This window comes from Gardnerella sp. DNF00753 (genome assembly GCF_049244275.1).
In the GTDB taxonomy this organism is placed as follows: Bacteria; Actinomycetota; Actinomycetes; order Actinomycetales; family Bifidobacteriaceae; genus Bifidobacterium; species Bifidobacterium greenwoodii.
The window spans coordinates 828,370-852,638 of the sequence record NZ_CP058393.1 but is presented as its reverse complement, the minus strand read 5'-3'; the positions used below and the strand labels follow the sequence as shown (position 1 = coordinate 852,638).

23 protein-coding genes are annotated in these 24,269 nt (G+C 41.8%); 11 read left to right on the top strand and 12 right to left on the bottom strand.

Annotated elements, in window-relative coordinates:
* Nucleotides 1-16 precede the first annotated feature (16 nt).
* From frr to HXT33_RS03585, 10 genes are all read left to right on the top strand, one after another.
* On the top strand, nucleotides 17-571 hold the full coding sequence (frr, locus tag HXT33_RS03630) for a ribosome recycling factor (RefSeq protein ID WP_004126816.1): 555 nt from the start codon (nucleotides 17-19) through the stop codon (nucleotides 569-571).
* 50 nt (nucleotides 572-621) lie between these two features.
* Complete coding sequence (locus tag HXT33_RS03625; RefSeq protein WP_116794035.1) at nucleotides 622-1,647, top strand: phosphatidate cytidylyltransferase; 1,026 nt, start codon at nucleotides 622-624, stop codon at nucleotides 1,645-1,647.
* A gap of 66 nt (nucleotides 1,648-1,713) precedes the next feature.
* Complete coding sequence (lgt, locus tag HXT33_RS03620) at nucleotides 1,714-2,655, top strand: prolipoprotein diacylglyceryl transferase (protein ID WP_421786542.1); 942 nt, start codon at nucleotides 1,714-1,716, stop codon at nucleotides 2,653-2,655.
* A gap of 55 nt (nucleotides 2,656-2,710) precedes the next feature.
* Complete coding sequence (gene rpe, locus HXT33_RS03615; RefSeq protein ID WP_004137242.1) at nucleotides 2,711-3,376, top strand: ribulose-phosphate 3-epimerase; 666 nt, start codon at nucleotides 2,711-2,713, stop codon at nucleotides 3,374-3,376.
* Nucleotides 3,377-3,490: 114 nt separating this feature from the next.
* The gene (locus HXT33_RS03610) at nucleotides 3,491-4,096 is read left to right on the top strand and encodes a CDP-alcohol phosphatidyltransferase family protein (RefSeq protein ID WP_004137237.1); all 606 of its coding nucleotides are present in this window, start codon (nucleotides 3,491-3,493) and stop codon (nucleotides 4,094-4,096) included.
* A 15-nt stretch (nucleotides 4,097-4,111) separates the two neighbouring features.
* On the top strand, nucleotides 4,112-5,194 hold the full coding sequence (locus HXT33_RS03605; protein WP_375169486.1) for a DUF881 domain-containing protein: 1,083 nt from the start codon (nucleotides 4,112-4,114) through the stop codon (nucleotides 5,192-5,194).
* Between the two features lie 2 nt (nucleotides 5,195-5,196).
* Nucleotides 5,197-5,529, top strand: coding sequence for a small basic family protein (locus HXT33_RS03600; protein WP_004135038.1), 333 nt, complete (start codon nucleotides 5,197-5,199; stop codon nucleotides 5,527-5,529).
* A 1-nt stretch (nucleotide 5,530) separates the two neighbouring features.
* Complete coding sequence (locus tag HXT33_RS03595; protein ID WP_004137217.1) at nucleotides 5,531-6,367, top strand: DUF881 domain-containing protein; 837 nt, start codon at nucleotides 5,531-5,533, stop codon at nucleotides 6,365-6,367.
* Nucleotides 6,368-6,385: 18 nt separating this feature from the next.
* Nucleotides 6,386-6,826, top strand: coding sequence for an FHA domain-containing protein (locus HXT33_RS03590; protein WP_004137215.1), 441 nt, complete (start codon nucleotides 6,386-6,388; stop codon nucleotides 6,824-6,826).
* Nucleotides 6,804-7,427: a MerR family transcriptional regulator gene (locus tag HXT33_RS03585; protein WP_421786539.1), complete on the top strand. Its 624-nt coding sequence runs from the start codon at nucleotides 6,804-6,806 to the stop codon at nucleotides 7,425-7,427. Before HXT33_RS03590 ends, HXT33_RS03585 begins: the two co-directional genes overlap by 23 nt.
* Before the next feature lie 520 nt (nucleotides 7,428-7,947).
* Here the strand turns inward: HXT33_RS03585 and HXT33_RS03580 are convergent.
* The 12 genes from HXT33_RS03580 to hisS form a co-directional block, all read right to left on the bottom strand.
* On the bottom strand, nucleotides 7,948-8,667 hold the full coding sequence (locus HXT33_RS03580; protein WP_375169490.1) for an HAD hydrolase-like protein: 720 nt from the start codon (nucleotides 8,665-8,667) through the stop codon (nucleotides 7,948-7,950).
* Between the two features lie 7 nt (nucleotides 8,668-8,674).
* The gene (locus HXT33_RS03575) at nucleotides 8,675-9,022 is read right to left on the bottom strand and encodes an RNA polymerase-binding protein RbpA (RefSeq protein ID WP_004126876.1); all 348 of its coding nucleotides are present in this window, start codon (nucleotides 9,020-9,022) and stop codon (nucleotides 8,675-8,677) included.
* A gap of 64 nt (nucleotides 9,023-9,086) precedes the next feature.
* Nucleotides 9,087-11,720 (bottom strand): DEAD/DEAH box helicase, encoded by a 2,634-nt coding sequence (locus HXT33_RS03570; protein ID WP_421786536.1) that lies wholly within the window; start codon nucleotides 11,718-11,720, stop codon nucleotides 9,087-9,089.
* A 15-nt stretch (nucleotides 11,721-11,735) separates the two neighbouring features.
* Nucleotides 11,736-12,074 carry a hypothetical protein gene (locus tag HXT33_RS03565; RefSeq protein WP_004137203.1) on the bottom strand — a complete coding sequence of 113 codons (339 nt, stop codon included), beginning with the start codon at nucleotides 12,072-12,074 and terminating at the stop codon, nucleotides 11,736-11,738.
* A 1-nt stretch (nucleotide 12,075) separates the two neighbouring features.
* Nucleotides 12,076-13,998, bottom strand: a complete 1,923-nt coding sequence (locus tag HXT33_RS03560; protein WP_004137202.1) for a helix-turn-helix transcriptional regulator — start codon at nucleotides 13,996-13,998, stop codon at nucleotides 12,076-12,078.
* Between the two features lie 229 nt (nucleotides 13,999-14,227).
* Nucleotides 14,228-15,667: a UTP--glucose-1-phosphate uridylyltransferase gene (locus HXT33_RS03555; RefSeq protein WP_004137199.1), complete on the bottom strand. Its 1,440-nt coding sequence runs from the start codon at nucleotides 15,665-15,667 to the stop codon at nucleotides 14,228-14,230.
* 131 nt (nucleotides 15,668-15,798) lie between these two features.
* A complete protein-coding gene (locus HXT33_RS03550) occupies nucleotides 15,799-16,950 on the bottom strand; it encodes an amino acid ABC transporter permease (RefSeq protein ID WP_004137197.1) in 1,152 nt (383 codons plus the stop codon).
* A gap of 5 nt (nucleotides 16,951-16,955) precedes the next feature.
* Nucleotides 16,956-17,633 carry an ABC transporter permease subunit gene (locus HXT33_RS03545; RefSeq protein WP_004137196.1) on the bottom strand — a complete coding sequence of 226 codons (678 nt, stop codon included), beginning with the start codon at nucleotides 17,631-17,633 and terminating at the stop codon, nucleotides 16,956-16,958.
* A gap of 1 nt (nucleotide 17,634) precedes the next feature.
* Complete coding sequence (locus HXT33_RS03540; RefSeq protein WP_421787588.1) at nucleotides 17,635-18,468, bottom strand: glutamate ABC transporter substrate-binding protein; 834 nt, start codon at nucleotides 18,466-18,468, stop codon at nucleotides 17,635-17,637.
* Nucleotides 18,469-18,540: 72 nt separating this feature from the next.
* Entirely contained in the window at nucleotides 18,541-19,311 is a 771-nt protein-coding gene (locus tag HXT33_RS03535; RefSeq protein WP_050543666.1) for an amino acid ABC transporter ATP-binding protein, read from the bottom strand.
* Between the two features lie 188 nt (nucleotides 19,312-19,499).
* Nucleotides 19,500-21,296 carry an aspartate--tRNA ligase gene (aspS, locus tag HXT33_RS03530; RefSeq protein ID WP_004137190.1) on the bottom strand — a complete coding sequence of 599 codons (1,797 nt, stop codon included), beginning with the start codon at nucleotides 21,294-21,296 and terminating at the stop codon, nucleotides 19,500-19,502.
* A gap of 88 nt (nucleotides 21,297-21,384) precedes the next feature.
* Nucleotides 21,385-22,785 carry a histidine--tRNA ligase gene (gene hisS, locus HXT33_RS03525; RefSeq protein ID WP_032841790.1) on the bottom strand — a complete coding sequence of 467 codons (1,401 nt, stop codon included), beginning with the start codon at nucleotides 22,783-22,785 and terminating at the stop codon, nucleotides 21,385-21,387.
* Nucleotides 22,786-22,880: 95 nt separating this feature from the next.
* Between hisS and HXT33_RS03520 the strand changes: the two genes are divergently transcribed.
* Nucleotides 22,881-24,251 (top strand): DUF349 domain-containing protein, encoded by a 1,371-nt coding sequence (locus HXT33_RS03520; RefSeq protein ID WP_421786532.1) that lies wholly within the window; start codon nucleotides 22,881-22,883, stop codon nucleotides 24,249-24,251.
* The last annotated feature ends 18 nt before the right edge of the window (nucleotides 24,252-24,269 follow it).

Here is a 24,269-nt window from a genome sequence, read left to right as displayed (position 1 = left end):
TTACAAAGGAGAACACATGTCAGCAATTATTGATCAAGCAAAAGAGCAGATGAATAAGTCCGTGGAAGCTACTAAAGAAAATTTCATGGGTATTCGTACTGGTCGTGCTAATCCTGCTTTATTAAATGGAATTATGGTTGACTATTATGGTGCTCCAACTCCGATTAAGGCTGTAGCTTCTATTGGTGTTCCAGAGCCACGAACTCTTTCTGTTACTCCTTTTGATGCTTCTCAAGCTAATGCTGTTGAAAAAGCTATTCGTGATTCCGATTTGGGAGTTAGCCCTAACCGCGACGGCAATGTTATTCGCGTAACAATGCCAGAACTTACTGAGGAACGTCGCAAGGAATACGTTAAACTTGCTAAGAACAAGGCAGAAGAAGGCAAAGTAGCTGTACGCAATATTCGTCGTAAAGCCAAGGAATCTATTGATAAGTCTGTTAAAGATGGTGATCTTGGTGAAGATGAAGGCGATCGTTTACTTAAGGAACTTGATAAAGTAACTAAGCAGATTACTGATTCTTTGGATGTTTTGCTTGATGGTAAGCAAAAAGAAATTATGGAAGTCTGAGTTTCAACAGTTTTTCTTAGATTTTTGTAATCAATCTGAATGGGTGTCGTATGAGTCAACAAAAGCAGCATGATTTTGTAAGCGAATTAAATCAAAAGCGAGCTGACTGCGCTGCAAAAAAAGCAGATGCTACTTCTACTAATCAGGAAGAACGCGGCACCCATGAAACTTTAACAGACATAAATCGTCGAACTGGCCGCAATATGCCTCAAGCAATTGCAACAGCAGCAGTTTTGGTTGTGGCTATTGTTGCATGCTTACTTATTAGCATTGATGTTTTCGTTGTATTAATGGCTGTTTTTATGGTTCTTGCGTTGTGGGAGTTGCACGTCGATTTTGCAACTCTTGGGTTGCGTATACCGTTTGTAACTTTGTCGCTTTGCTCTCTTGTTACTATTTTTTCAACCTATTACGCAAAATGGCACGCTGTTGCGATGGCTAGCGGAATTACAGCATCATTACTTCTTACTGTAGTTTGCGCAACTCTTAGTAACACTATTTCTACTCGAACAATGCATGCTGTAGAAAAAAAGCTTAACGGCTCTAATTGCTCATCCTATGAGCATACGCTATTTACAAATATGTCTGTTTCTCTATTTGTAGTTTTGTATATTCCGCTTTTAGCTTCCTGCATTGTTCTAGCTTTAACTAATACTCGTTATGCTATTGCTCATGCCATGCTTTTAGTATTTTTGCCAGCATTAAGCGATACTGGTGGACTGTTTGCTGGTGCTTGGCTTGGTAAACATAAGCTTTCTCCGCGTATTTCCCCAAAGAAGTCTGTTGAAGGCTTGATTGGCTCTATGCTTTTTGCTGTTGTTGGAGCGTATGCAATTATTGCAGGTTTTTACGGTTCTTCTTGGTTTAATTTCTGGTGGATGCCGTTAGTTATGGGCATTTCTTCAGGTATCGTTGGTACTTTTGGTGATTTATGCGCATCTATGCTTAAGCGCGATATTGGCATTAAAGACATGGGTCATTTGCTTAAAGGACACGGTGGAGTGCTAGATCGTGTAGATTCTATTTTGCTTTGTGGTCCTGTTCTGCTTGTTCTTGTTCATCTTGCTCATTTTTAAGCATAGAATCTTGAATATTGTCAATCTTTAGAATCTCAATCTTGGGTTTAGACTAATATCGACGCCATGACAGTCTGTTTTATTCCATCGCCAAGTATTTCGCAATTTTCACTTGGGCCTATCAATATAAAGTTTTATGCGCTTTCTATTCTTTCAGGCATATTGATTGCAATGTTTATTACCAATCGTCGTTGGAAGCGCGTAGGTGGTGATTTTAATCAGATTCTCGATATTATTCTTCTAAGTCTTCCTGTAGGCATCGTTGGTGCGCGCTTGTACCACGTAATTACAACTCCAGAAAGATTCTTTGGATCTCATGGTGATTTCTTAGAAATTTTTAGAATTTGGAACGGTGGACTTGGTATTTGGGGAGGAATATTTTTAGGCGCGATTGCTGCATGCGTTTTTTGCAAGCATCGCAAATATCCTGCCGGGTTGCTTGCGGATGCTGCTGCTCCTGCAATACTTATTGCACAAGGCGTAGGTAGGCTTGGTAATTGGTTTAATCAGGAACTTTATGGTGCTCCAACAACATTGCCTTGGGGTTTGAAATTAAACTATAATGCAACTCAAGCTATTGGGCATGCTGAGCGCTGTTACGATGGTTTAACTTGCCCGGCTGGAACATTATTCCATCCAACATTTTTGTATGAAATGATTTGGAATTTCATTGGTGCAGCACTGCTTATTTGCTTTGGTAAAATGCTTATGGCTAAATTAAAAGCAGGCTCATTATTTATGTTGTATGTTATGTGGTACACGTTGGGCCGTGTTTGGATTGAGGCTTTGCGCATTGATTTTTCGCATGTTTTCTTAGGTGTGAGAATTAACGTATGGGTTTCTATTATTGTTTTTATTTTTGCTGCAGTAGGATTCGCTTTACTTCAAAAAAGTAATACTACACGCGAAATGTTAATTGAACGTCTTATTGACATTACTTCGGATGATCGTGAGCGCGAAGAGCAAAATGTTTCGTCAAAGAAAATAAAATCTACTTCAAAAAAGTAGTATTAGGTACCGTTTTTTAGCATTCTAGTCTCTTGCATTTCCTAGAATAGAACACATGAATATACAAATAGCACCTAGCATTCTTTCCGCAGATTTTTGCAATCTTGAGCGAGATCTTGACGCAATATCGAATGCGGATCTTGTTCACGTAGATGTGATGGATCATCACTTTGTACCGAACTTAACTTTGGGAGAGCCAATTGTTAAGCGCATTTGCGAAGTAACCAAGCTTCCAGTTGATGTTCATCTTATGATTGAAGATCCTGATCGTTGGGCTCCAGAATATGCTAAGCTCGGGGCTGCTTCTGTAAGCTTCCACATGGGTGCTACTCATGCTCCTGTGCGTTTAGCTCGCCAGCTTAGGGATATGGGTTGCAAAGCATGCTTTGCTGTTCGCCCTGCTGAACCGGTTGAACCTATTTTCGATATTCTTGACGAATTTGATATGGTTCTTATTATGACAGTCGAACCAGGTTTTGGAGGCCAGAAGTTCTTGAGCAATCAGATGAATAAAGTTCGTCGTTTGCGTGATGAAATTACTCGCCGAGGACTTCAAACTCATATTCAGGTAGATGGCGGAGTTAGCCCTTCTACGGCTGCTACAGTTGCTGAAGCTGGAGCTGATGTGCTTGTGGCTGGATCTGCAGTTTATGGAGCTGAAAGTCCTGCAGAAGCTATTGAAGCTATTAGAAATACTGCTCAAGCCGCTTGGCGTGCATAGTTGTTTGTATTGGGGCATCAAAAGTGCCCCAATATTTTAAATCTTTTGTAACAACTTTTTGAGCATATAAATATTTGTTTTAGTACACGCAAAATATGTGATTAAGGAAGATCTATGGTTAAGTTCGTGATGAATCAGGAATACAGTCCTAAGGCGATGAATCGCGTTCTAACTGTTCCTAATCTTATTAGTTTTCTTCGCATATGCTCAATCCCATACATAGCTTGGCTTATTACTAAGAATCATATGATTCTTGCGTTGGTTGTTTTAGCTATTTCTGCTTTTTCCGATTGCATTGATGGTTATATTGCTAGGCGCTGGAATCAAGTTAGTAAATTAGGTCAAATTCTCGACCCTATAGCTGATCGCCTTCTGATTATTTTCAGTACTGTAGCGTTGGCAATTGCATCAATAATACCGTGGTGGGCGCTTGTATTAGTGGTTCTAAGAGATGTGATTATGGCAGCTTTGGTGGTTCTTTTGGCTCAACATGATTACGGACCGTTACCGGTCAATTTTGTTGGTAAAGCTGGGACTGCTCTTATTATGTTAGCTATTGTGTCTCTTATGATTGTATATGCTGTTAGCACTGAGGCCATGTTTGTGCTGTATGCTGCCGCTATAGCTTGCGGAATATGGGGTATTGTACTTTACTGGTATGCCGGTTTGCTTTATTACAGACAAGCCTATGTGCTACTTTCTGGTGCAAAATCTAAGTAAACTATGTAGGTTAATATGGCTCAAAATAGTGCATTAGATAACGCTCAGAAAGATTTTGAAGAAGAGAAGTCTGCTAAGATTTCTAGCTCTTCTAGTGTTTCTAGCATTTCTCGCGTTTCTAGTGTAGATATGCCTGAGTCTTTTGCAGCGTTGGAAGGTATTGCGTTATCTCGTCGTCGCGCACTATTCTCCAAATCTTTTACAGATCTTGAATCTCACCATGTTGTTCTAACTGCAGATCGTTTTGCGCATAGTCACGATCGGCGTAGGTATATCGATGATTATGCTCTTCGTCTAATTGACGACTTAACCAATAGGCCTGTTGACCCGCTATTTATGGATGCTCGTTTAGGCAAACAGCCTGTTAAACCATGGCACAAGTGGTTTACGCGTATCATTGTTTTTCTTATTTGTATTGCTATTGGTACTGTTGGCAGCCAGTTTGTTCGCAGATTGCACACGGATCCAAGAAAAGCAATACGCTCTTCTTTAGCGAACGAGTTAGTTGGTTATACGAATCGTTTTGACAAGCTTGTTAAAGAAGTAACTCAGCTTAGAAATAGTGTTGATCATGAATCGCAGCGTATTACAACTGCTGAGGAAGACGAAGTTAGTAAATCCGACGATATGGTTAACGGTACGCATGCTGTTGAAGGAAGCGGAGTTACTTTAACTATTGCAAATCCTCTTTCTGCTAGGTCTGACACGAATAGTGGTTCATTGCCTAGGGAAAATAACGGTGCTCGTATGCGTCTTGTTACCGATAGAGATATTCAAAGACTAGTTTCAACATTATGGGAAGCTGGAGCTGAGGCTATATCTGTTAATGGGCATAGAATTGGCGCTCAAACGTCTATTCGTATTGCTGGTCAAACAATTCTTGTTGGTGTTAATCAAACACAAAGCCCTTACGTTATTGAAGCAATTGGTGACACGAATGAATTAATGCGAGCATTTAATGCAGCAAAACGTGTACGTTGGTATACTTCTTTACTTAACGCAGGTATTAATCCACAAATTTCACCTTCCAGGGTTATAAAACTAAACGCAGCTAGTACAGGTGATATTAATTTTGCTAGCGAAAGAAATAGGAGATAAGCATGGCAGCAATTCTAGGCTTGATTTTAGGCGTGCTAATTGGCATTGTGGTGCATCCAGATATTCCTATTGTCATTCAACCATATTTGCCAATTATGGTGGTTGCAGCATTGGATGCATTGCTTGGTGCGGCTCGTGCGTATTTTGAGCGAAACTTTTCGGATAAAGTTTTCGTTATTTCATTCTTCTCAAACGTTATTGCAGCGACTTTACTTGTTTTGCTTGGGAACCAGCTTGGTGTAGGCGCTCAATTGCAGACTGCAGTTATTGTTGTGCTTGGTATTCGAATATTCTCGAACGTTTCTGCAATTCGTCGCTTTATTTTCAGGAGTTAATATGCGACCACTGTTTTCTAATGCTTCTCGAGGGGATGACATTATTCATAAAATGCGCAGACAGAATGCTCACGATTCTGAAAGCGATGCAATTCAAACGGGTTCGTTTCCTGCTGTTCGCCGTAGAGTAAAGCCGTCTTTAAGCGGTCATATTACTTACACGCGAATATTTACCGGACTTTTAATGATGCTTCTTTGTGCTCTTTTAGGATTTGCTTATATGATTCAAGTTAATAGAAGCAACTCTTTACTGTATGAAACAATGAGCGAGGAAGAATTAACTCGACTTATAACCGAAACGCATTCTCAAATTCAGAGTCTTGAAATGAGAAAAAGTGAGTTGACCGGTCAGCTTGATTCTTTAAAGCAGGCAGTTAATAAGCAGGATGAGGCGCGAAGAATTGCGCAACAAAACGCACAAGCCAATGGTCTTATTTCTGGTCGTCTTCCAGCTGTTGGAAGGGGTATTATTATACACATTACAGCAGGAGAGAAGGAAAATATTGACGCCGCAACCATGTTTCAGCTTGTGGAGGAATTGCGAAATTCTGGTGTAGAAGTTATGTCTATTAATGATGTTCGCATTGTGACTTCAAGCTATATTTCGCAAACAAAGCATGGGCTTTTATGCGACGGCATTATGATTGATCCGCCATATATTGTTAAGGCAATCGGAGATCCGCAGAATCTTCAAAATGCTGTTAATATTGCTGGCGGTGTTGGGTCGCGTTTGAAGATTAAATTTGGCTCTTCTGTTTTGGTTTCTGTGCCAGATGAGGTAGAAATTACTGCGACACGCGCGCCAAAACAGTACGAATATGCAAAACCCGTCGAGTAACAAGGTAGAATAGCAAGTATGACTGAACCAATTCCTACCGCTGGCGAAACAACTATTATTGGTATGCCAGCTATTCATATTCCAATGAATACTACTTCGGATCGTCCTTTGCAGCAGGATGATTTTGACACAATATCAAAATTGCTGCCTGGAACCGCATTGTTGATTTCAACCAGGGGAGCGGTTTCCGGTTCTCGTTATCTTCTTGACGAGGATTTGGTGTCAGTTGGTCGCGATTCGCATGCTGATATTTTGCTCGATGATTCAACTGTTTCTCGCTCTCATGCAGTGTTTAAGCGTGTTAACGGCGTTTTTAGCATTATTGATGCTGGAAGCTTGAACGGAACTTACGTAAATCGTGAAAGAGTGGATGAAGCTGTGCTTCATAATGGTGATGAAATCATGATTGGTAAATTCCGACTGGTATTTTTCGCTCATGACGCAGTTACAGTCCGATAATTCTTCTTATGCTGTTCAGGGGGAGCTTTTTGGTTTTTCGCTATCATCTGATCAGCTAGGATATCGTGGTAGCGTTGCTATGAAGGTTGCTGGTATTACTTACCGGCAGTTAGATTATTGGGCGCGTAAAAGCATTATAGAACCTTCGATTCATGCATCTAATGGATCTGGTTCTCGTCGTTTATATTCTTTTAAGGATGTTGCGATTATGGCAGTTGCTAAAAGGCTGCTTGATGCTGGCGTGAATTTAGTAAATGTTACGACTGCTATTATTTTTCTCAATCGTTATTCTGAGGATCGTTTGCGCAACATGACGATTATTTGCGACGGACAGTCTGTTCAAGAATGTGATGATAATCAAGAAAATATGCGTCGTATGCTTGCTTCTGGTTTCGCTGTATTTGCTATTGCTGTTGGGCGTATTGTGGCGCGTGTAGAAGATGATTTAGCTTTAGAAGCATCTTCTGAAAATACTAAAACAGAAGGCAACAAGAAAATTTCTGGTAAATCTTCATCTAAATCTAATTTAAAATCATCTATTACAAAAACTTCGTTGAATAAGCATAGTTCTTGGAATCTCGTTCAAGAAACGTGGGGATAGGCATGCTTGTAGCTGTTAGTATCGCTATTATTATGTTCTGGTTTGCATCAGTAGCGTTGTTCTCATATAGTCTATTTGCTTGCTTACGTTTTTTAGTAAGATCTCAAAAAAATGCTTATTCTAAACCAAATGTAAATAAGCAAAATTCGGTTCGCTTAATACCTTGGAACATTGTTATTACGCATTGTTGTGGATTGCCGTGTGCGATGATTGCATACATGCTTTTACATTTTGTTCGCGATTTTGGATTTGTTTACAATAATTATTTCTTATTAATGGACTCAATTTTGATTCCTTCATATGTAATTATTATCGTGCTTATTGTTGCAAACATTTCTACTATGATATTTTGTTCGTACAGAAACTTAAAAGAATAGATTATTTTGCAATAGTACTAGGGCTATAAATTAGGTGAGATTTTACTGCTTCAGTTTGCGTATTCTAATCTAATTTGACATAACGTACATTATCGGATAAATATCAGGTAATAATATACTAAAAAGTATTATTAAATAATAAGTTAAGCGAAATATTCTAAAACTGCTGTGCTTAATTCGCTTACGTTGTCAATAATCCTGTAAGATCCGTGTGCTTTAAGCTCACCAGGTTCAGCGTAACCCCAAGCGCATCCCAAGCAATCTAATCCGCATTCTTTTGCGCCGTCAGCATCAGTCCAACGGTCGCCAACCATAAGTGCTCTGTCTCCTTGAGACGCATCATAGCCTATTTGATCGAATACGTAGCGAATAACTTGCGCTTTAGTAATACGAGACATATCTCTACTCGCGCCATAAATTCCGTCAATAAGATTATTAAATCCGAAATAATCGCAAATAGGTTTCATTTGATATTCAGGCTTGCATGATGCGGTTGCCAAATAAAAACCTGCTTTGCGCAATTTAATAAGCTGCTCAGGAATGCCATCGTATACTTTATTGAGCAAACAACCTGGGATTTTGCTTCCAGGAACGTTCGGATCGTCAAATGTAGCAATCTCAGAATAATATTTGCGATAAATAGCAAGACCCTGCATCTGCAGATTTTCAGGAACTTTAATTCTCTGGAAGGATTCTAAAATAGACGGTCCTATAAAACGTTGCATTTCAGCATCGTCAGGAATAGGCTGACCTAATTCTTTCAAAGCAAGCTTAGCGCAGGTAATAATGCCTACGTCAGACTTTGTTAAAGTGCCATCAAGATCTAATAGCACAACATTTCGTGAGATTTTTCTCGAGTCCATCGAGCAATCACTCATAGTCAGGAATCCAGCCTTCGTGATGCATTTTCAAACGCTTATCTAGTAAAGTCTTCAATTCGTCTTCACTACGGCGTTCAAGCAACATGTCCCAGTGTGTGCGAGACGGCTTGTTAAAATCGTCGTCAGGACGGTCGTCTTCGCCTTCGCGATGAGCAATTGAACCGCAGCGGCACTCCCATTCTTCAGGAACATCAGCACCTTGAGCAAAAGGAAGTATTGTGCGGTGACCTTTTGGGCACACATATGCAACATCCTCGCGTGCAGCAAAATCTACATTATCGTCAGATTCCAAAGATTTTGCACCAATGCTCATACCGCGTAAACTGCGTTCTGCCATAGTATCTCCTTATTTAGTACTTTATAAAAAACTACCTAATTGCACGGACTAGCTGTCGCACATGTTACACATCCGAATATGCCACGACGCCACGGTTCATAAGTAATGCAGCTTCGTGAGCGTTAGATGCAAGATTTTTATCTACACCGCTTATAGCTTGTAAATACTCTCCCGCTGCGTAAAGCTGGGTGAGTAAATCAATAAGACGTTTTGCTTGACGAACAAAATCGCCTCCAGTATTGTCTGTATTTTGCAAAATGTCGGCTAAATCTGCTCCCTGAGCCCAATCGTACATAATATCAACAGCACCAAATTCAAGCGGTCTTAAAGCTGGAAGATGGGCGTTTGCGCACAATGCGCTTGTTCTAATAAATAGATCCTTCATGCGCGAAACAGTTGTAAATACCGCTCCATTTTGACCACCCGGGTATCTTTTAGGCTCTCCGCCTGAAGCTCCCCTAGATTCGTATACTAAAGCAGATAAGCATGATAATAATTCAATAGGCGTAAGATTATTAAAAATTCCTTCACAAATCGCCTCAGCAAAAACAATATCTAGTTCATTATATAGTCTTCGCAACAATTGTCCGCGATCAGTAAGGCATAAAATATTTTGCTTGTTATTATCTTTGGAAGATTGCAAATAATTCAAACTGTACAATACGTCACAAATATGGTCAAAAGTTCGCGCAACAGAACCAGTACGAGATTCATAACGTTCACGCACATGCTCAAGCTCCTTATGTTCGCGCATCCAATGGTATCCCCAACGTAAATGTTGTTGAATATCTGGGCATGCAGCACAAGGATGCTTTCTCTCTTCTTCGCGAAGCAAAGAAATAGTGTCATCTAGCTTCTTAAAAGCTGCACTTCTTTCAGCATCCGTCTTAAATAAAGTGTGTTTAAGCTTACGACGCTGATCATGCTGAGCTTCTTTAAGTTTCATGCGCAGCTGAAGAAAATCAGCAAAATCTCCCTGTTCACAGTGAAAAGCTTCCTCATATCCTCTAAGAGCTGTTTCAAGCTCGTTCATGCGACTATGTAAGCGTTGGGCTGAAGCATTAGCTTCCCACTGTGCAAATGAGCAATCTAAAGTTGTGCGAGCAGTATCCGCATCGCTTGAATGCAGCAAATTAACAGCCATATTAAACGTTGGCACGAAGCTTGAATGTAAAGGATACACGCGCTTACTAGAAAGTGCTGCAGCTTGAGCTGGCACAAAATCAGCATGATCGACTAATACAGCATGACCAATATCGTCAATTCCGCGTCTTCCAGCACGGCCTGTAAGCTGCGTAAATTCGCCTGGAGTAAGAGGAACATGACCTGTGCCATCAAACTTTACTAGCTTTTCTACTACAACGCTTCTTGCAGGCATATTTAAGCCCAAAGCTAGTGTTTCTGTTGCGAAAACAACTTTAATAAGTCCGCGTTCAAATAGTGTTTCAACAATATGTCTAAATAATGCAATCATTCCAGCATGATGAGCTGCAAAACCTTGTTCAAGTGAAAACCTGAATCTTTCAAAAGAAAGTGCATGCAAGTCTTCTTTTGAAAGCTGATTTGCAACCATGCTGTCAACGATTTTGCGAATTTCATACATTTCATCATCGGAAGTAAGAATTAATCCAGCATTCAAGCATTGCTGAACAGCCTGATCGCAGCCTGAACGAGAAAAAATAAAGTAAATTCCAGGAAGCATCCCTAAGTAATCTAATTCGTCAATAACAGCCCAACGTTTAGGAGTATGTCGGCGAGTAGATTTATCTGACTCGGCCACTCCCCTTCTAACAACACGCTTTTTGCCTTTTCTATAACGGTATTTGCTGTCACTGTATGAATCCTGGCGTCTACGAGCGCGATGCTCCCATTCGTTAAGTTTCCTAGTTAATGCAGGATTTACGCGTTTAGTTTCGTTTCCTTTATTGTCGCGATCATATAAATCCAATAATTCAGGCTCAGTTCTGCCATCTTCCTGAATAACAACATGTCTTTCAAGAGGTACAGGCCTGTGCTCATCTACAACCAAATGTGTTGTTCCGCGCACAGATTCAAGCCAGGAGGAAAAATCTTCCACATTAGAAACTGTTGCAGATAAACCAATGATTTTCACTGTTTTAGGAAGGTGAATAATAACTTCTTCCCAAACTGCGCCACGGAATTTGTCTGCAAGATAATGAATTTCGTCAAGAATTACAAAGCCAAGAGAATTAAGCGTAATAGAGTTTTCATACAGCATATTGCGCAAAACTTCAGTTGTCATAACAACAATATCTGCTTCAGGATTTACAGATGTGTCTCCTGTTAGTAAACCAACATTTTTAGAACCGTATTGTTCGCAAAAATCATGATATTTTTGATTACTTAAAGCTTTTATTGGCGTAGTGTAAAAGGCTTTTACGTTACGCTGTTGAGCTAAAAATACTGCAAAATCTGCAACAACGGTTTTTCCTGCACCTGTAGGAGCAGCAACTAAAACATTATTTTCAGCTTCCAGCGCATCAATTGCTTCACGCTGAAAATCGTCTAAATCAAAAGGCAAAGAACGCTCAAAATCTGCGGCCATTGAACGCTCATGCTTAATAACTTCACGAAAAGCAGCAAAACGTTGAGCAGGAGACAATAAAACGTCACCATTTTTGCAGTTATCTGTTTGTGAATTATGCAAAATATGCCCCGCGCTATCTTTATTGTTCAAATTGTTTTATGAGCTTTATAGTTTAATATCTTCTTCTCGAAGAGATTTTTTATCCCAGTGCTGCCATATTTTACGATGATTTTCGCGAATTTTTTGATGGCGTTCAAGCACTCTTTCTCTGGTTTTTTCATAACGTTCTGCAGCTTTTTGAATAGGCAGAGTAAAAAGAGGATCTTTAGGCTCGTCGTCGTTTTCATTAGACTCGTTCAAAGCTTCAAACTTAGAGGCTGCACTATCTGTAAAGTTAACGCAAGTCCTAGCTAGTTTTATTGCGCTTAAAACAACTACCACTACTCCGGCGGCAATCATGCACAGCATAAACACTGTAATGACTAGCCAAATCCACCATGGCATATTACTCCTCCGAGTTCGTGCTATCAGCGTGATTAACGCTTAATTCACGCTGTGCGCGGGCAATAATCATACTGCGCAATGTTTCTGGAGCAACAGCAGTAATGTGGCGAGCATGAGCAATACAGAATGCAACGAACCAAGAATCTGAAGAAACCGTAAGATGAACCTCAACTCCGTTTCCGCAAGGTTTAATAGTAGCTCCAGATAAATTCTTTAAGAAATTAAGCTCTGTTTCGTCAGTAGTGAAGCAGGTTTCAGTACCATTGTCAAAACTCCACTTACGAAGCTCGCTAACTGGAACGTCTGGAATTTCTAATTTAGACACAGGCTCCACAACTTCCGCACGCTCGATTCTAGCTACGCGAAGCACCTGCCAAATTCGAGGTAAGCCATTTGCCTTGTTAATAGTCGTATCTTTAGAAACAAACTCGCGCTTATCTTCAGGTGTTTGATTCTCAACGTCAGTCCAAACGGCAACGTAGTAAACGCCTTCATCAACATAAATTTTCGAAGGAGCCACAACTTTGCGTCGAATACGGCCAGCTCCATCGGTATACTCCATATCCAACAAGGCGGAGGCGTTAATAGCACTACGCACAATCGAGCAATTGCGAGGCTCGATTTCGTAGCCTGTTAAGCTTAGCCAAGGAGTTTGGCCTGGAAGCACGTGGCGGCGAAGACGCTTATACAACGATTCAGCTTGCGCTCGCTGCTCAACTGGCAACAGTAGAGAGTGCGCCAAATAGTTAGCAGATGCAGTTAGCATACTCAAATACTGTTGAGAAATACCGGCAAGACGCTCCAAACCCAAAGAGTTTGTTGCAGAAACAATGCCCTCGTTTTCAAGAAGAGTCCAATCAATGTCAAAGAATTGGCTGCCTGCCATTTCGCCATCGTCGGAAACAGTAGTAAGCGTATTAATATCTTTGTGAAGAATCGTAACGAAACGACGAAGCTCATCCTCATTCTTTGGCTTTCCAATAAAACGCTCAGCTAGTTCGTTTAATGGGAATTCTTCTCCAAGATGGGCAGATAAGAAAAGCATCAAACGCAAACGACGGTCAACTTCGCTGCCCGTTTGGAAGGATGAGCCTTTCTTTGCGTGAGATTTATCTGCTTCAGCATCTTGCGCTTCAGTATTTTGCAAAGGTGCTTCGTTATTTTCTTCGCTATTAAGTTTGTTATTTTCGTTGCATGCTGCAAAATCTACAGCTGCGTGCAAGCGACGGTGGAAAGCGTCAACTGCCTCTTGTGGGCTTACAACGCTTGAGCCTGGATGCTCTAGCACAAACATCGCTAAATCGTCTGCATCTGTATAAGCAACATTTAAGTGTTCTCCGTCAACGTCAACTGTTGCCGCAAAACGACGAGAATCAATAACTTTCACCAACGAATCAGGAAGCATTTGAGTGCCTAAACCAGGCGCAATAGAATCCAAACCTAATCCAGGAATAGGAGTTTGAGGAACTCGTGGAGCTGTGCGAGAAGTACGCTGTTGCTCATGCTGATCCGATTCAATAGAAGAAATAGACATTGAGCGAGCAAGATAATTTGCTGCTGCTAACACTGGCAATTCAGATTGGTCAAAACGTAAACGCACGCGAGGCTCATCGCCTAATTGCAAACGATATGAAGCAAAGTCTTGACCTTCGGACTTCGATGAGTATTCAGGCTGCCTAGACTCGATTGCAATTCCCATAGCAGCTAGTTTTGCGCGATCTCGCTGGAATTGTTTTGCGAATGCTGCTTTGGCTGCTTGGTCAGCAAGCTCACCATAAGAATCTGCGTATGCTTTAACGCGCTGTGCAATTTGCCGCGAAGTCAGCCATTGCGGGAATGCGGAAGACAATACAGCGAGCACATCGAGCTCGTGTTTGCCCCATTTGTCGGAAAAACGTCGCCTTCCGTTGCTTCCTTCTACCATTGGTCCTCACGTATCATGTTTGAAATCTGTTTACTTATGTGTAAGTGCATGCAAAACTTGCAAAATGCAGTTTTATTTGCGTTGCACTATTACACAACCTTTTCTATTTTAATGGTGTTTTGCGGTACGTGTGGACATTTTTTGAAAAAAGTTACAATAATTCTATATTTTTTGTTCACACAAACACAAACAACGTTGAAAATACGCCATTTTTTCGCGACACGCCATACTAAACCCATGAATCTGGTTCAATTCCTTGCGGTCCAACAAATTCTCCATTTGGAACATAACTTGGCTCACCAGTGTCTTCTAATACTGCGTCAGCAAACATTGATACCTGGTTGCCAAAAGTCCAATCTCCCCTAATAGTAACCGATTTTGCAGCAGCTAAAGCTGGTACGGAGTATGGGAATCTCTCGTCAAAATCGTTTATGTTCTTGTAATAGCGTGGATCCAAATCAATATCTGGGAATATGTAATTTCCATCTTCCATCTCGTAAGAATCAGTAAGATGGAATCTGTCGGATCGCATAATAAACAAGTCATTTGTGGTTTTAACAGGCAAGAAACGCATACGGTCTACTTCCACGCAAAGCGCTTCGTCAAAAAGCGATGCAACAGCGCCCATTGCTGTTTCTAATTGGACTACTGGAGTGCTTGTTTCGTCAGTTGGGTCAACTGTTTTTCTGTTACAAATAACAGGAAGTGGCAAAACTCCATCATGTTCTTCCAGCTTTTTTTGCAACGCGTCAACACGAACCCAAATATTATTCGTATTAAAATATGGATGCTTTTTAATACTTTGCGCACTTCTGCGATCTTCCGGATGAACCTGTGTCATTTCGCGAAGCATTAATCTTCCAGTTTGAGCATCTCGAACAATATGCCCACCTTTTCGATCAGCTTGGGTTCGTTTTGCAACTTCAACCATGATTGGAGCGCCAGTATTTTCAAAATGCTGTGCAAGTGTTCTTGAAGGTCTTGCGCCTAAGTTGTCGGAATTTGAGATAAACAAATACTCAATACCGTGCTCTTTTAAAGTTTGTAATAATTTAGATTCCCACAGAGTTGAAAAAATATCACCATGTCCAGGAGGACACCATTCAAGGCAATGATCTTTTTCGTAAGAAACCGGCTCTCCTGTTTCTTCAACAAGTTTAGGCTCTTGATGCTGAATAATTTCAACTGGAATATCTTCCTGAATAAACTTACGATTGCGTTTTAGAACTTGCAAAGTATCGTGAGAAGTGCGGAAAGAGTTCATAAAAATCAGTGGGAGTTTAACTCCTAAACGCTGACGTGCTGTAAGAACCTGACCGATAATAATATCAATAAAGCGCATTTGACGAGCTTTATGTCTGCGAACTGGTAGTAAAGATTTTGCGCAAGACAATCCCATAGAAGTTCCCAAACCGCCGTTCAGTTTAATAAACGCTGTTTTTGCGAATGCGTTCACTGCTTTATCGTGATCAATAGTTTCGTAAATTTCGTGAAAAGTTGGAACGCTTTTAATAGGCTCAATTGTGCTTTCGCGAATAAACTCCCCTGAATTATCCCCAGATTTATTTACGCTCCAAACGTTATACAAGTGCTCAAATTGTTCAATAGCAATTTCGCTCATTCCTTGTTCGCGCATCTTTGCAGCGGACAATTCAAACGCGCCATCCATGTATTAGCCTCCTTGTATGCATGTGGCCATAAATAGTTTATGACCTTAATAGTTTAGCTACAAAAAGCGTAGTCAGCAACTAAAGTCACTAACTACGCTTCCTAAATTTTGCTACAAATTTTAGCTACAAGCTAAGCTTTTGGATTATCTTTTTTAATATCTTTATGATTATCCTTTGGCTTGTTTTTTGATTTGTTGCCAAAATTGTTTTGAGCATTCTTAAGATTTCCTTCTGTCTCGTCGCCAGTTTTTAAGTGATGCTCATCATAGCCTTGTATGTAGCGAGTTCTACGCCAATGATGGATAGAAGCGTTAGTTCCACGGTGATGGACGTGATACTTACGAGGAGTACCGCCATAAGGCAATTCCTTAACCTCGTTAGCCACAGCCATCTGGTTCACGTTAGAAGGATCCATAATAGCAATTGGTGCAACAGGGTCTGCCTCTGTTGGAGCCGCAGTGCGATTCTTCAAGTGAGCTGGGAGCCATTCTGCAAACCAAGATAGCGCAAGGCAAATCAGGAAGTATATAACTGCTGCCACGCTTAAAGTTTGCAAAATATTAAAGTACATTGATCCAAGTCGACGAGATTCCTGGAGTAAATCAGTGTACATAATAATCGAACCAAGAGCAGTATCCTTCAAAACAACAACAAGCTGAGTTACTGCAGCAGGCATCATAGCAATAATAGCCTGTGGCATTTCGATTTGTGTAAGAGATTGGTATTCGCTTAAGCCTAATGCTAACGAAGCTTCGCGTTGTCCGTTTGGCAGATTACCAACGCCTGCTCTAACAAGCTCGGCAACAACGGAGCCGTTGTACATAATCAAAGCTAGAACTACAGCCCAGTATGATGCCTCTTTCATGCCAGAAAGTGCAAATGCTCTCCACAAGAAAATCATAAGCATTAATACTGGTACGGCTCGGCAGAACTCAACTATTACTGCAGAAATACTACGAATAATGAAATTAGGTAAAAGACGGCACAATCCAAAGAATAAGCCAAATATTATGGAACCTACTACAGCAAGCATAGAAGCTTTCAAAGTCATCCATAATCCTGGAAGATAGAAATCAACCCATGCTTCAGATTCAATAGCTGGATTCCACAATACCCAAGAAAGCTGGTTTTCTCCTTCTGGTGGATTGCTAAGTCGCATTAGTACAGCAATAACGAATACAGCAAACACGCAGGCTGCAATAATATTTGCTACTCGAATCTTCCTAAGAGCTTTAGGACCTGGAGCGTCAAATAATAATGATTGTTCACGTTGTTTAGCCATCACTATCACCTTCTTACAGCAAGCTTGTTAGACAGATACGTTGTCAAAATTCCAATAGGAATAATGAGGATGATGTATCCTAAGGCGAATATTAAGAAGATTGGTACGATTAAATCCGCGTGCTTCTCAATCATTTCGCTCATCATTGTTGAAGTTTCTGTTGCAACAGATGCTGCTGCAGCAACTGTAGAATTTTTAAGCAATGCAATAAAAGTGTTACCCAAAGGTGCAACAGAGCCGCAGAATGTTTGTGGCAAAATTATTTGCGTTGCCGACTGGAAGAAGTTTAATCCAAGAGCGCGGCAGGCTTCAGCTTGACCAACCGGAACAGTGTTAAGTCCGGATCTTAAAGATTCGCACACAAACGCTGCCGTATATAGTGATAATCCAGCAATTGCAAGCCAGAAGAAATTCACTTCAAAAATTGGTGAGAAACCAAGCTTAAGCTGAGCGTACACGCCTAAAACCATGAAAACCATGATGATTGTAAGAGGCATGTTTTTGAAAAGCTCAACATAGGCGGTTGCAACCATGCGCAAAGAAGCCACAGGGCAAATGCGCATTGTAACAAGTATTACACCAATTATTGTTGAAAACAGTACACTCCATAAGGTGATTTCAATATTTACCAAGAATGCTCCTGGAATATTGTAGGAGGTAAAAAGTTGCACGAAATCTTGCATATTACATCTCCCCCTCTTGAGGAATTGGCGGATTATACTTTGCGTTTGGCTTAAAACCAGTTCCGCGCAAATTATCGTCTAGAGCTCGCTTCCAAGATCCGTTACGAATCATGTCTTTTAAGGCAGCGTTAATTTTCTTAGCTAAGCTAGTATTTCCTTTTTTGATGCCAATTCCGTAATATTCTGCGGTAAATGGCTTACCAATAAGCTTTAAACGACCTCTAGAAGCTGTAGCTAGGCCAGCAAGAATAATATCGTCAGTAGTTACAGCATCCACAATGCCTGAGAATAATGCAGTTGCACATTCAGCATAGCCTGGCTGTTGCATAAGCTGTACTTTTGAAGAGAACTTTTCTTTAACAGCTATTGCGGATGTTGAACCAGATACTGAGCATAAACGCTTACCGTCTAAATCGTTCGGGCCATTCACCTTATGCTCGCCTTTGCGAACTAGTAAATCTTGTCCGGCAATAAAGTAAGGTCCTGCAAACGAAACCATTTTCTTGCGAGCGTCAGTAATGGAATATGTTGCAACAATCATATCGACATCACCGTTTTGAAGCATTGTTTCACGCTGCTTAGATGGTGATTCTTTCCATACGATTTGATCTTCTGAATAGCCGAGCTTTTTGGCAACATACTTAGCAACGTCAACGTCGAATCCAACGTAAGTTCCTGATTTTTTGAAACCCATACCAGGCTGATCGAATTTAATACCAATGCGTATTACTTTTTTACCATCGCTACGATCGCAAGCTGTAAGCGGCATAACGCAACATACGGTACAAAGCATCGCTAGTATCGCACGAAAAATGCGATTATGTAATATTTTCATATCTTTTCCCTTCATAAGAACTGTTTTCGCATGTTTTGGCGTTTAAGCTAAAACGAAATTGAAAAAGCACTATTAGTGCGTAAGAATCTTGGAAAGGAAATCTTTTGCTCGATCAGTTTTTGGATGCTCGAAGAATTCTTCTGGAGTACCCTGTTCGAGGATTTGACCATCGGCCATAAAAACAATTCTGTCAGCAGCTTTACGAGCAAAGCCCATTTCGTGCGTAACACAAATCATTGTCATGCCTTCTTTTGCAAGCTCAACCATAACATCCAGTACTTCGTTAACCATTTCTGGGTCGAGTGCGGAAGTTGGTTCGTCAAAAAGCATAACTTTTGGTTGCATTGCGAGCGCTCGAGCGATTGCTACGCGCTGCTGCTGTCCGCCTGAAAGTTGCGAAGGCATTTTATTAGCCTGATTGTCTACTCCTACTCTAGTGAGTAATTCCATGGCAAGAGTTTCAGCGCTTTGCTGATCCATGTGACGAACTTTCATTGGTGCAAGAGTAACGTTTTCAAGAATCGTTTTGTTTGCAAAAAGATTAAATGACTGGAATACCATTCCAACTTCTGCGCGCAAGGATGCAAGCTCTTTGCCTTCCTGTGGAAGTGGATTGCTGTCTATGCGAATATCTCCCGAATCAATTGTTTCAAGACGGTTGATTGTACGGCACATTGTTGATTTTCCAGAACCGGATGGGCCAATAATAACGAGAACTTCGCCTTTATTGACAGTGAGATTAATATCTTTAAGCACATGTAATTTTCCGAAATGCTTTTCGACATGGCTTAATTCTACAAGGGGATTTGCCGCTTTGAGCACTTTAGAAGTGCTATTAGTCATATCCTCGGCGTTTGGATCTGACTTTGATACTTGCTTATCCATAAAAAGAAGTCTAGCTAAGCTGTGTTACGGTTATTTATCGCCACCGTTACGTTTTGTTACTCTTAGGTTACAAAAAAGCCGCTGATTGAGGATTATTAAATCAACAATCAACGGCTTTGTAACAATATGTTACGAGTAGATTTTATTTACTCGTCTTCTTCTGGATCGTAGTCTACGCCAGTTTCTGCACGCTGCTCGTCAGAAATTGGAGCTGGAGCGCCAGTTAGAGGGTCTCTACCGCCGCCAGCCTTAGGGAAGGCGATTACGTCGCGAATCGAGCTTGCGCCTGCCAAAATTGCAGCAGTACGATCCCAACCCAAAGCAATACCAGCGTGAGGTGGAGCACCGTACTTGAAAGCTTCAAGCAAGAAGCCGAACTTTTCGTCAGCTTCAGCCTTGTCGATTCCAAGAACGTTAAGAACGCGGTCTTGAATATCGTCGCGGTGAATACGAACAGAGCCGCCGCCCATTTCGTTACCGTTGCACACAATATCGTAAGAATCGCTCATTGCATGCTCTGGATCTTTATCGAACTTGTCAATCCAATCAGCAGATGGCATTGTGAACGGATGGTGCATAGAAGTCCACTTAGAATGGCCAACTGCAACGTCGTCGTCATCTGGATCGTCAGTGCGCTTAAACAGTGGGAAGTCAACAACCCAAGTGAAAGCAAACTCATCTGGGTGAAGCAATCCTGCGCGGCTAGCAAGTTCAACTCGCACTGCACCAAGCAAAAGCTGGGAAGACTCGCGAGAGCCTGCTGCAAAGAATACTGCGTCGCCATCTTGCGCTCCAACAGCTTCTTTGAGTCCTGCGCGCTCTTCTTCACTAAGATTCTTAGCAACAGGGCCTTTAAGCTCGCCGTCTTCGCCGAAGACTACGTAAGCCAAACCCTTAGCTCCACGCTGCTTAGCCCAATCCTGCCATGCGTCAAACTGACGACGAGGCGTATCAGCACCGCCCTTAAAGAGCACAGCGCCAACATATGAAGCTTGGAACACGCGGAATGGAGTGTTCTTAAAGAAGTCAGTCAACTCAATAAGTGGGTTTCCAAAACGCAAATCTGGCTTATCGGAACCATACTTATCCATAGCTTCCTGCCAAGTAATACGAGGCAAAGGAAGGGTGATTTCGTGACCTGCTTCCTTCCAAATAGCAGCAATAACACGCTCTGCCATAGCCATAACGTCTTCCTGGCTTGCAAAGCTCATTTCCATATCGAGCTGAGTGAACTCAGGCTGACGATCAGCACGGAAGTCTTCATCACGGTAGCAGCGAGCAAGCTGATAGTAGCGTTCAACGCCAGAAACCATGAGAAGCTGCTTTAAGAGCTGTGGAGACTGTGGAAGCGCATACCAAGAGCCTGGAACTAAACGTGCTGGAACAACAAAGTCTCGAGCGCCTTCTGGAGTGGACTTAATAAAGGTTGGAGTTTCAACTTCCGTAAAGTCCATATCTTCCAAAGCGTGACGAGCAGCCTTAGCCATGTTAGAACGGAGCTTTAGATTGCGCTGCATAGATGGGCGACGCAAATCAAGATAACGGTACTTCAAACGAACATCTTCGCTAGGAAGCTTGTTTTCGGACTCGTTTTCCAAAGCAGTAGAAACCTGGAATGGAAGAGCGTCGGATTTAGCGAGAATAGTAACAGTTTGAGCAACAATCTCAATTTTACCTGTTGCTAAGTGGTCGTTCTCATTACCATCCGGGCGCAAGCGAACCTCGCCGGTTACCTGCACAACAAACTCGCTTCTAAGCGGGCGTGCAGTTTCCTCATCATAAATAACAACCTGCACCAAGCCTGTGTTATCACGGACATCAACAAAGGCAACGCCACCGTGGTCACGGCGACGATCAACCCAACCAGCAATGGTTACTTTTTGCCCGACTAATTCTTCAGTCACTTCAACGGCATGATGTGTACGATACGCCGTCTGGCTCATAAGTCCACTTCCTCTACGTTCTAATAATGGTGTATTCATTTTTGTTGACATAAATTGCGCTTAATATTCAAGCAATTTCGCACGAATATTATTTAGCGCAAGAAACTGTCTGCCGGGCATAAACAGTATCCGGTTGCCACGACGTGGCGTCTGCTACCGTCTGCTCGCCAGTAATAATATTTTTTACCTCGTCTTTGGAAGACTCAGACTCAGTGCTGTCTGCTGGGAACCATACGTAAGGAATACCCAGCTTATCTGCATACTTGATTTGCTTACCGAGCTTTGCTGCAGTTGGTGCAACATCTGTTGCAATACCGCGCTCGCGAAGCTTCCTAGCAATCTCATTGCATGCAGGACGATCTTCCTCATTCCAAACTGCCACAAGAACTGCTGCAGGAGAAATTCTAGAAACTGTAGCGCCAGCGCTGTGAAGCATGTAAGAAACCAAGCGAGACAATCCAATAGAAAGACCGACGCCTGGATACTTCTTTTTGCCTTGAGAAACAAGATTATCGTAGCGGCCGCCAGAGCAAATAGAGCCTAAAGATGCTGCATTATCGAGGAAAGTTTCGTAAACGGAACCAGTGTAGTAGTCAAGTCCTCTAGCAATCTTCAAATCTGCAACAACAGCGCCCGGACGAATTCGTGCAGCTTCGTCAACAATCATTGCGAGCGTTTCAACACCTTCTGTAGCCAAGGCATACGATTCGTTATCTTCGCTAGTAGAAATATTGTGTTTATTGCAGAGAGATTCAAAGCTAGACTTTAGTTCTTCCCCAGTTTTTGCAGTAAGCTCAGCTAATTCTAAGCAGGCAGCAGCTTGAGACTCATTAGCTCCGCACTCTTTTATAAGAAGTTTAGATACTTCTTCTGCACCAATTTTGTCTAGCTTGTCGATTTCGCGAAGAACACCTTCAATATCTGTTAAACCAATACCGCGGTAAAAACCTTCGGAAAGCTTACGATTATTTGCGTGAACTGTAGCTTTTGGTAAACCAAATTCTCTCAATCGCTCGAGAGCTTCAACCATAACCAAAGGCAATTCAACTTCGTAATGAGAAGGAAGTTCCCCGTTGCCAACAACATCAATATCTGCTTGAACAAACTCGCGGAAACGACCTTCTTGAGGACGCTCCCCTCGCCAAACTTTTTGCATTTGCCAGCGTTTAAACGGGAATGTTAAATCTCCAGTATGTTCAACAACGTAACGGCTAAGCGGAACTGTTAAATCAAAATGCAAGCCAATTCGTTCTTCCACAGGAGTGTCAGATTCGTGACCAACTTCTTGCAATCTTGACAATAAATAAATTTCTTTACTTGTTTCGCCTTTTTTCAACAAACTTGAACCCTGTTCTACGGCACGCGTTTCTATGCCAATAAAACCGTTTAGTTCAAAGACTTCTCGAAGTGTATCTACTACTCGCTGTTCAACAGCGCGTTCACTAGGAAGCCATTCAGGGAAACCTGATATAGATGAGCCTTGTACCATGTCCACTATAATAGGTGGTGTTGCGGAAAAATCATGGCTTACCGTCATACTTATTCGTAACATTGTTACCGTGCATCTGCTGTAAGGAGTCGACCGTGACCGAACAGACTAAACCTGAAGAAACTACTAAAACTACTACCGCGCCAAAGCCACTTGCTCCATCGCCAGCGAGCTTCGCGCATAAGACTCGTGTTGTTGCTCAAGCACCAACTATTTCTTATAGCGAAGAGGATATTAAATCCGCAAAAAACTTTGGACGTGTTGATGAAAATGGCACTGTTTATGTTACTGAAAACGGTGCTGAACGTGAGGTTGGTCAATACTCCACTGGAACTCCTGAAGAAGCATTGACTTTCTACATTCACCGCTACCTTGATTTGAAGATTAAGCTCGATTTATTCGCTAAAAGGTTGGAATCAACCAACGTAAAAGTGAAGGAAATTGATGAAACGCTTAACACTTTGCAAGAAGAATTAGCTGAGCCTGCAGCCGTTGGTGACCTTGCTGCTTTGCGTGCGCGACACGCCGAGCTTAAAGCAAAGGGAGATGAAAAGAAAGAAGAAATTGCAAAAGCTCGTAAAGAGGCTCTTGAAAAAGCTTTGAAAGAGCGTGCAAATATTGTAGAACGCGCTGAAGCGTTGGTTGCTAAAATGGGCGATTCAACAAATTGGCGCGAGCTTAACGATAAGCTTCGCTCTCTTTTCGACGAATGGCAGGAGCATCAGCGTACTACCATTCATTTGAATAAGGCTGATGCAGACGCTTTGTGGCAGCGTTTCTCTAAGGCTCGTTCCGCATTCTCCCAGGCTCGTAATTCTTGGGTTAAAGAACGTGAGCACGTGCGTAATAACGCTAAGCAGCTTAAGGAAGCAATTATTGCTGAAGCTGAAAGCTTGAAGGATTCAACTGATTGGCGTGAAACTTCTACTAAGTTTAACGCTTTGATGGATCGTTGGAAGAAGGCTGGTAATGCTGGACGTCAGCATGATGATGCTTTGTGGGCTAAGTTCCGTGAGGCTGCTGACGCTTTCTACCATGCTCGACAGGCTGATCGCGAAAAGTTGAATGCTGGAGAGCATGAGAATCTCGCTAAGAAGGAAGCTTTGCTTGTAAAAGCAGAAGCGTTGCTGCCTGTAGAAAATGAGGAAGCTGCTAAGAAGGCTCGTAAAGCTTTGTCTGAAATTCAAGAAGAGTGGGATGCGATTGGCTTTGTTCCTCGAGAAGATATGCGTCGCATTGAGGCTCGTTTGAATGATGTTGATAAGAAGATTAAGGCTGTTGAAGAGGCTGCTTGGAGAGATGCTGATCCTGAAGCTAACGCTCGTAAGTCCAGCTTTGCTTTGCAATTGGAAGCGCAGCTCGAAGAGCTTAACGCTGCTATTGCTAAAGAAACCGACAAGAAGCGTAAAGCTAAGTTGGAAGCTGAAAAAGCAACTAAAGAACAGTGGCTTAATGCTGTTAAGTAATTAGTTTTATAAATTAAA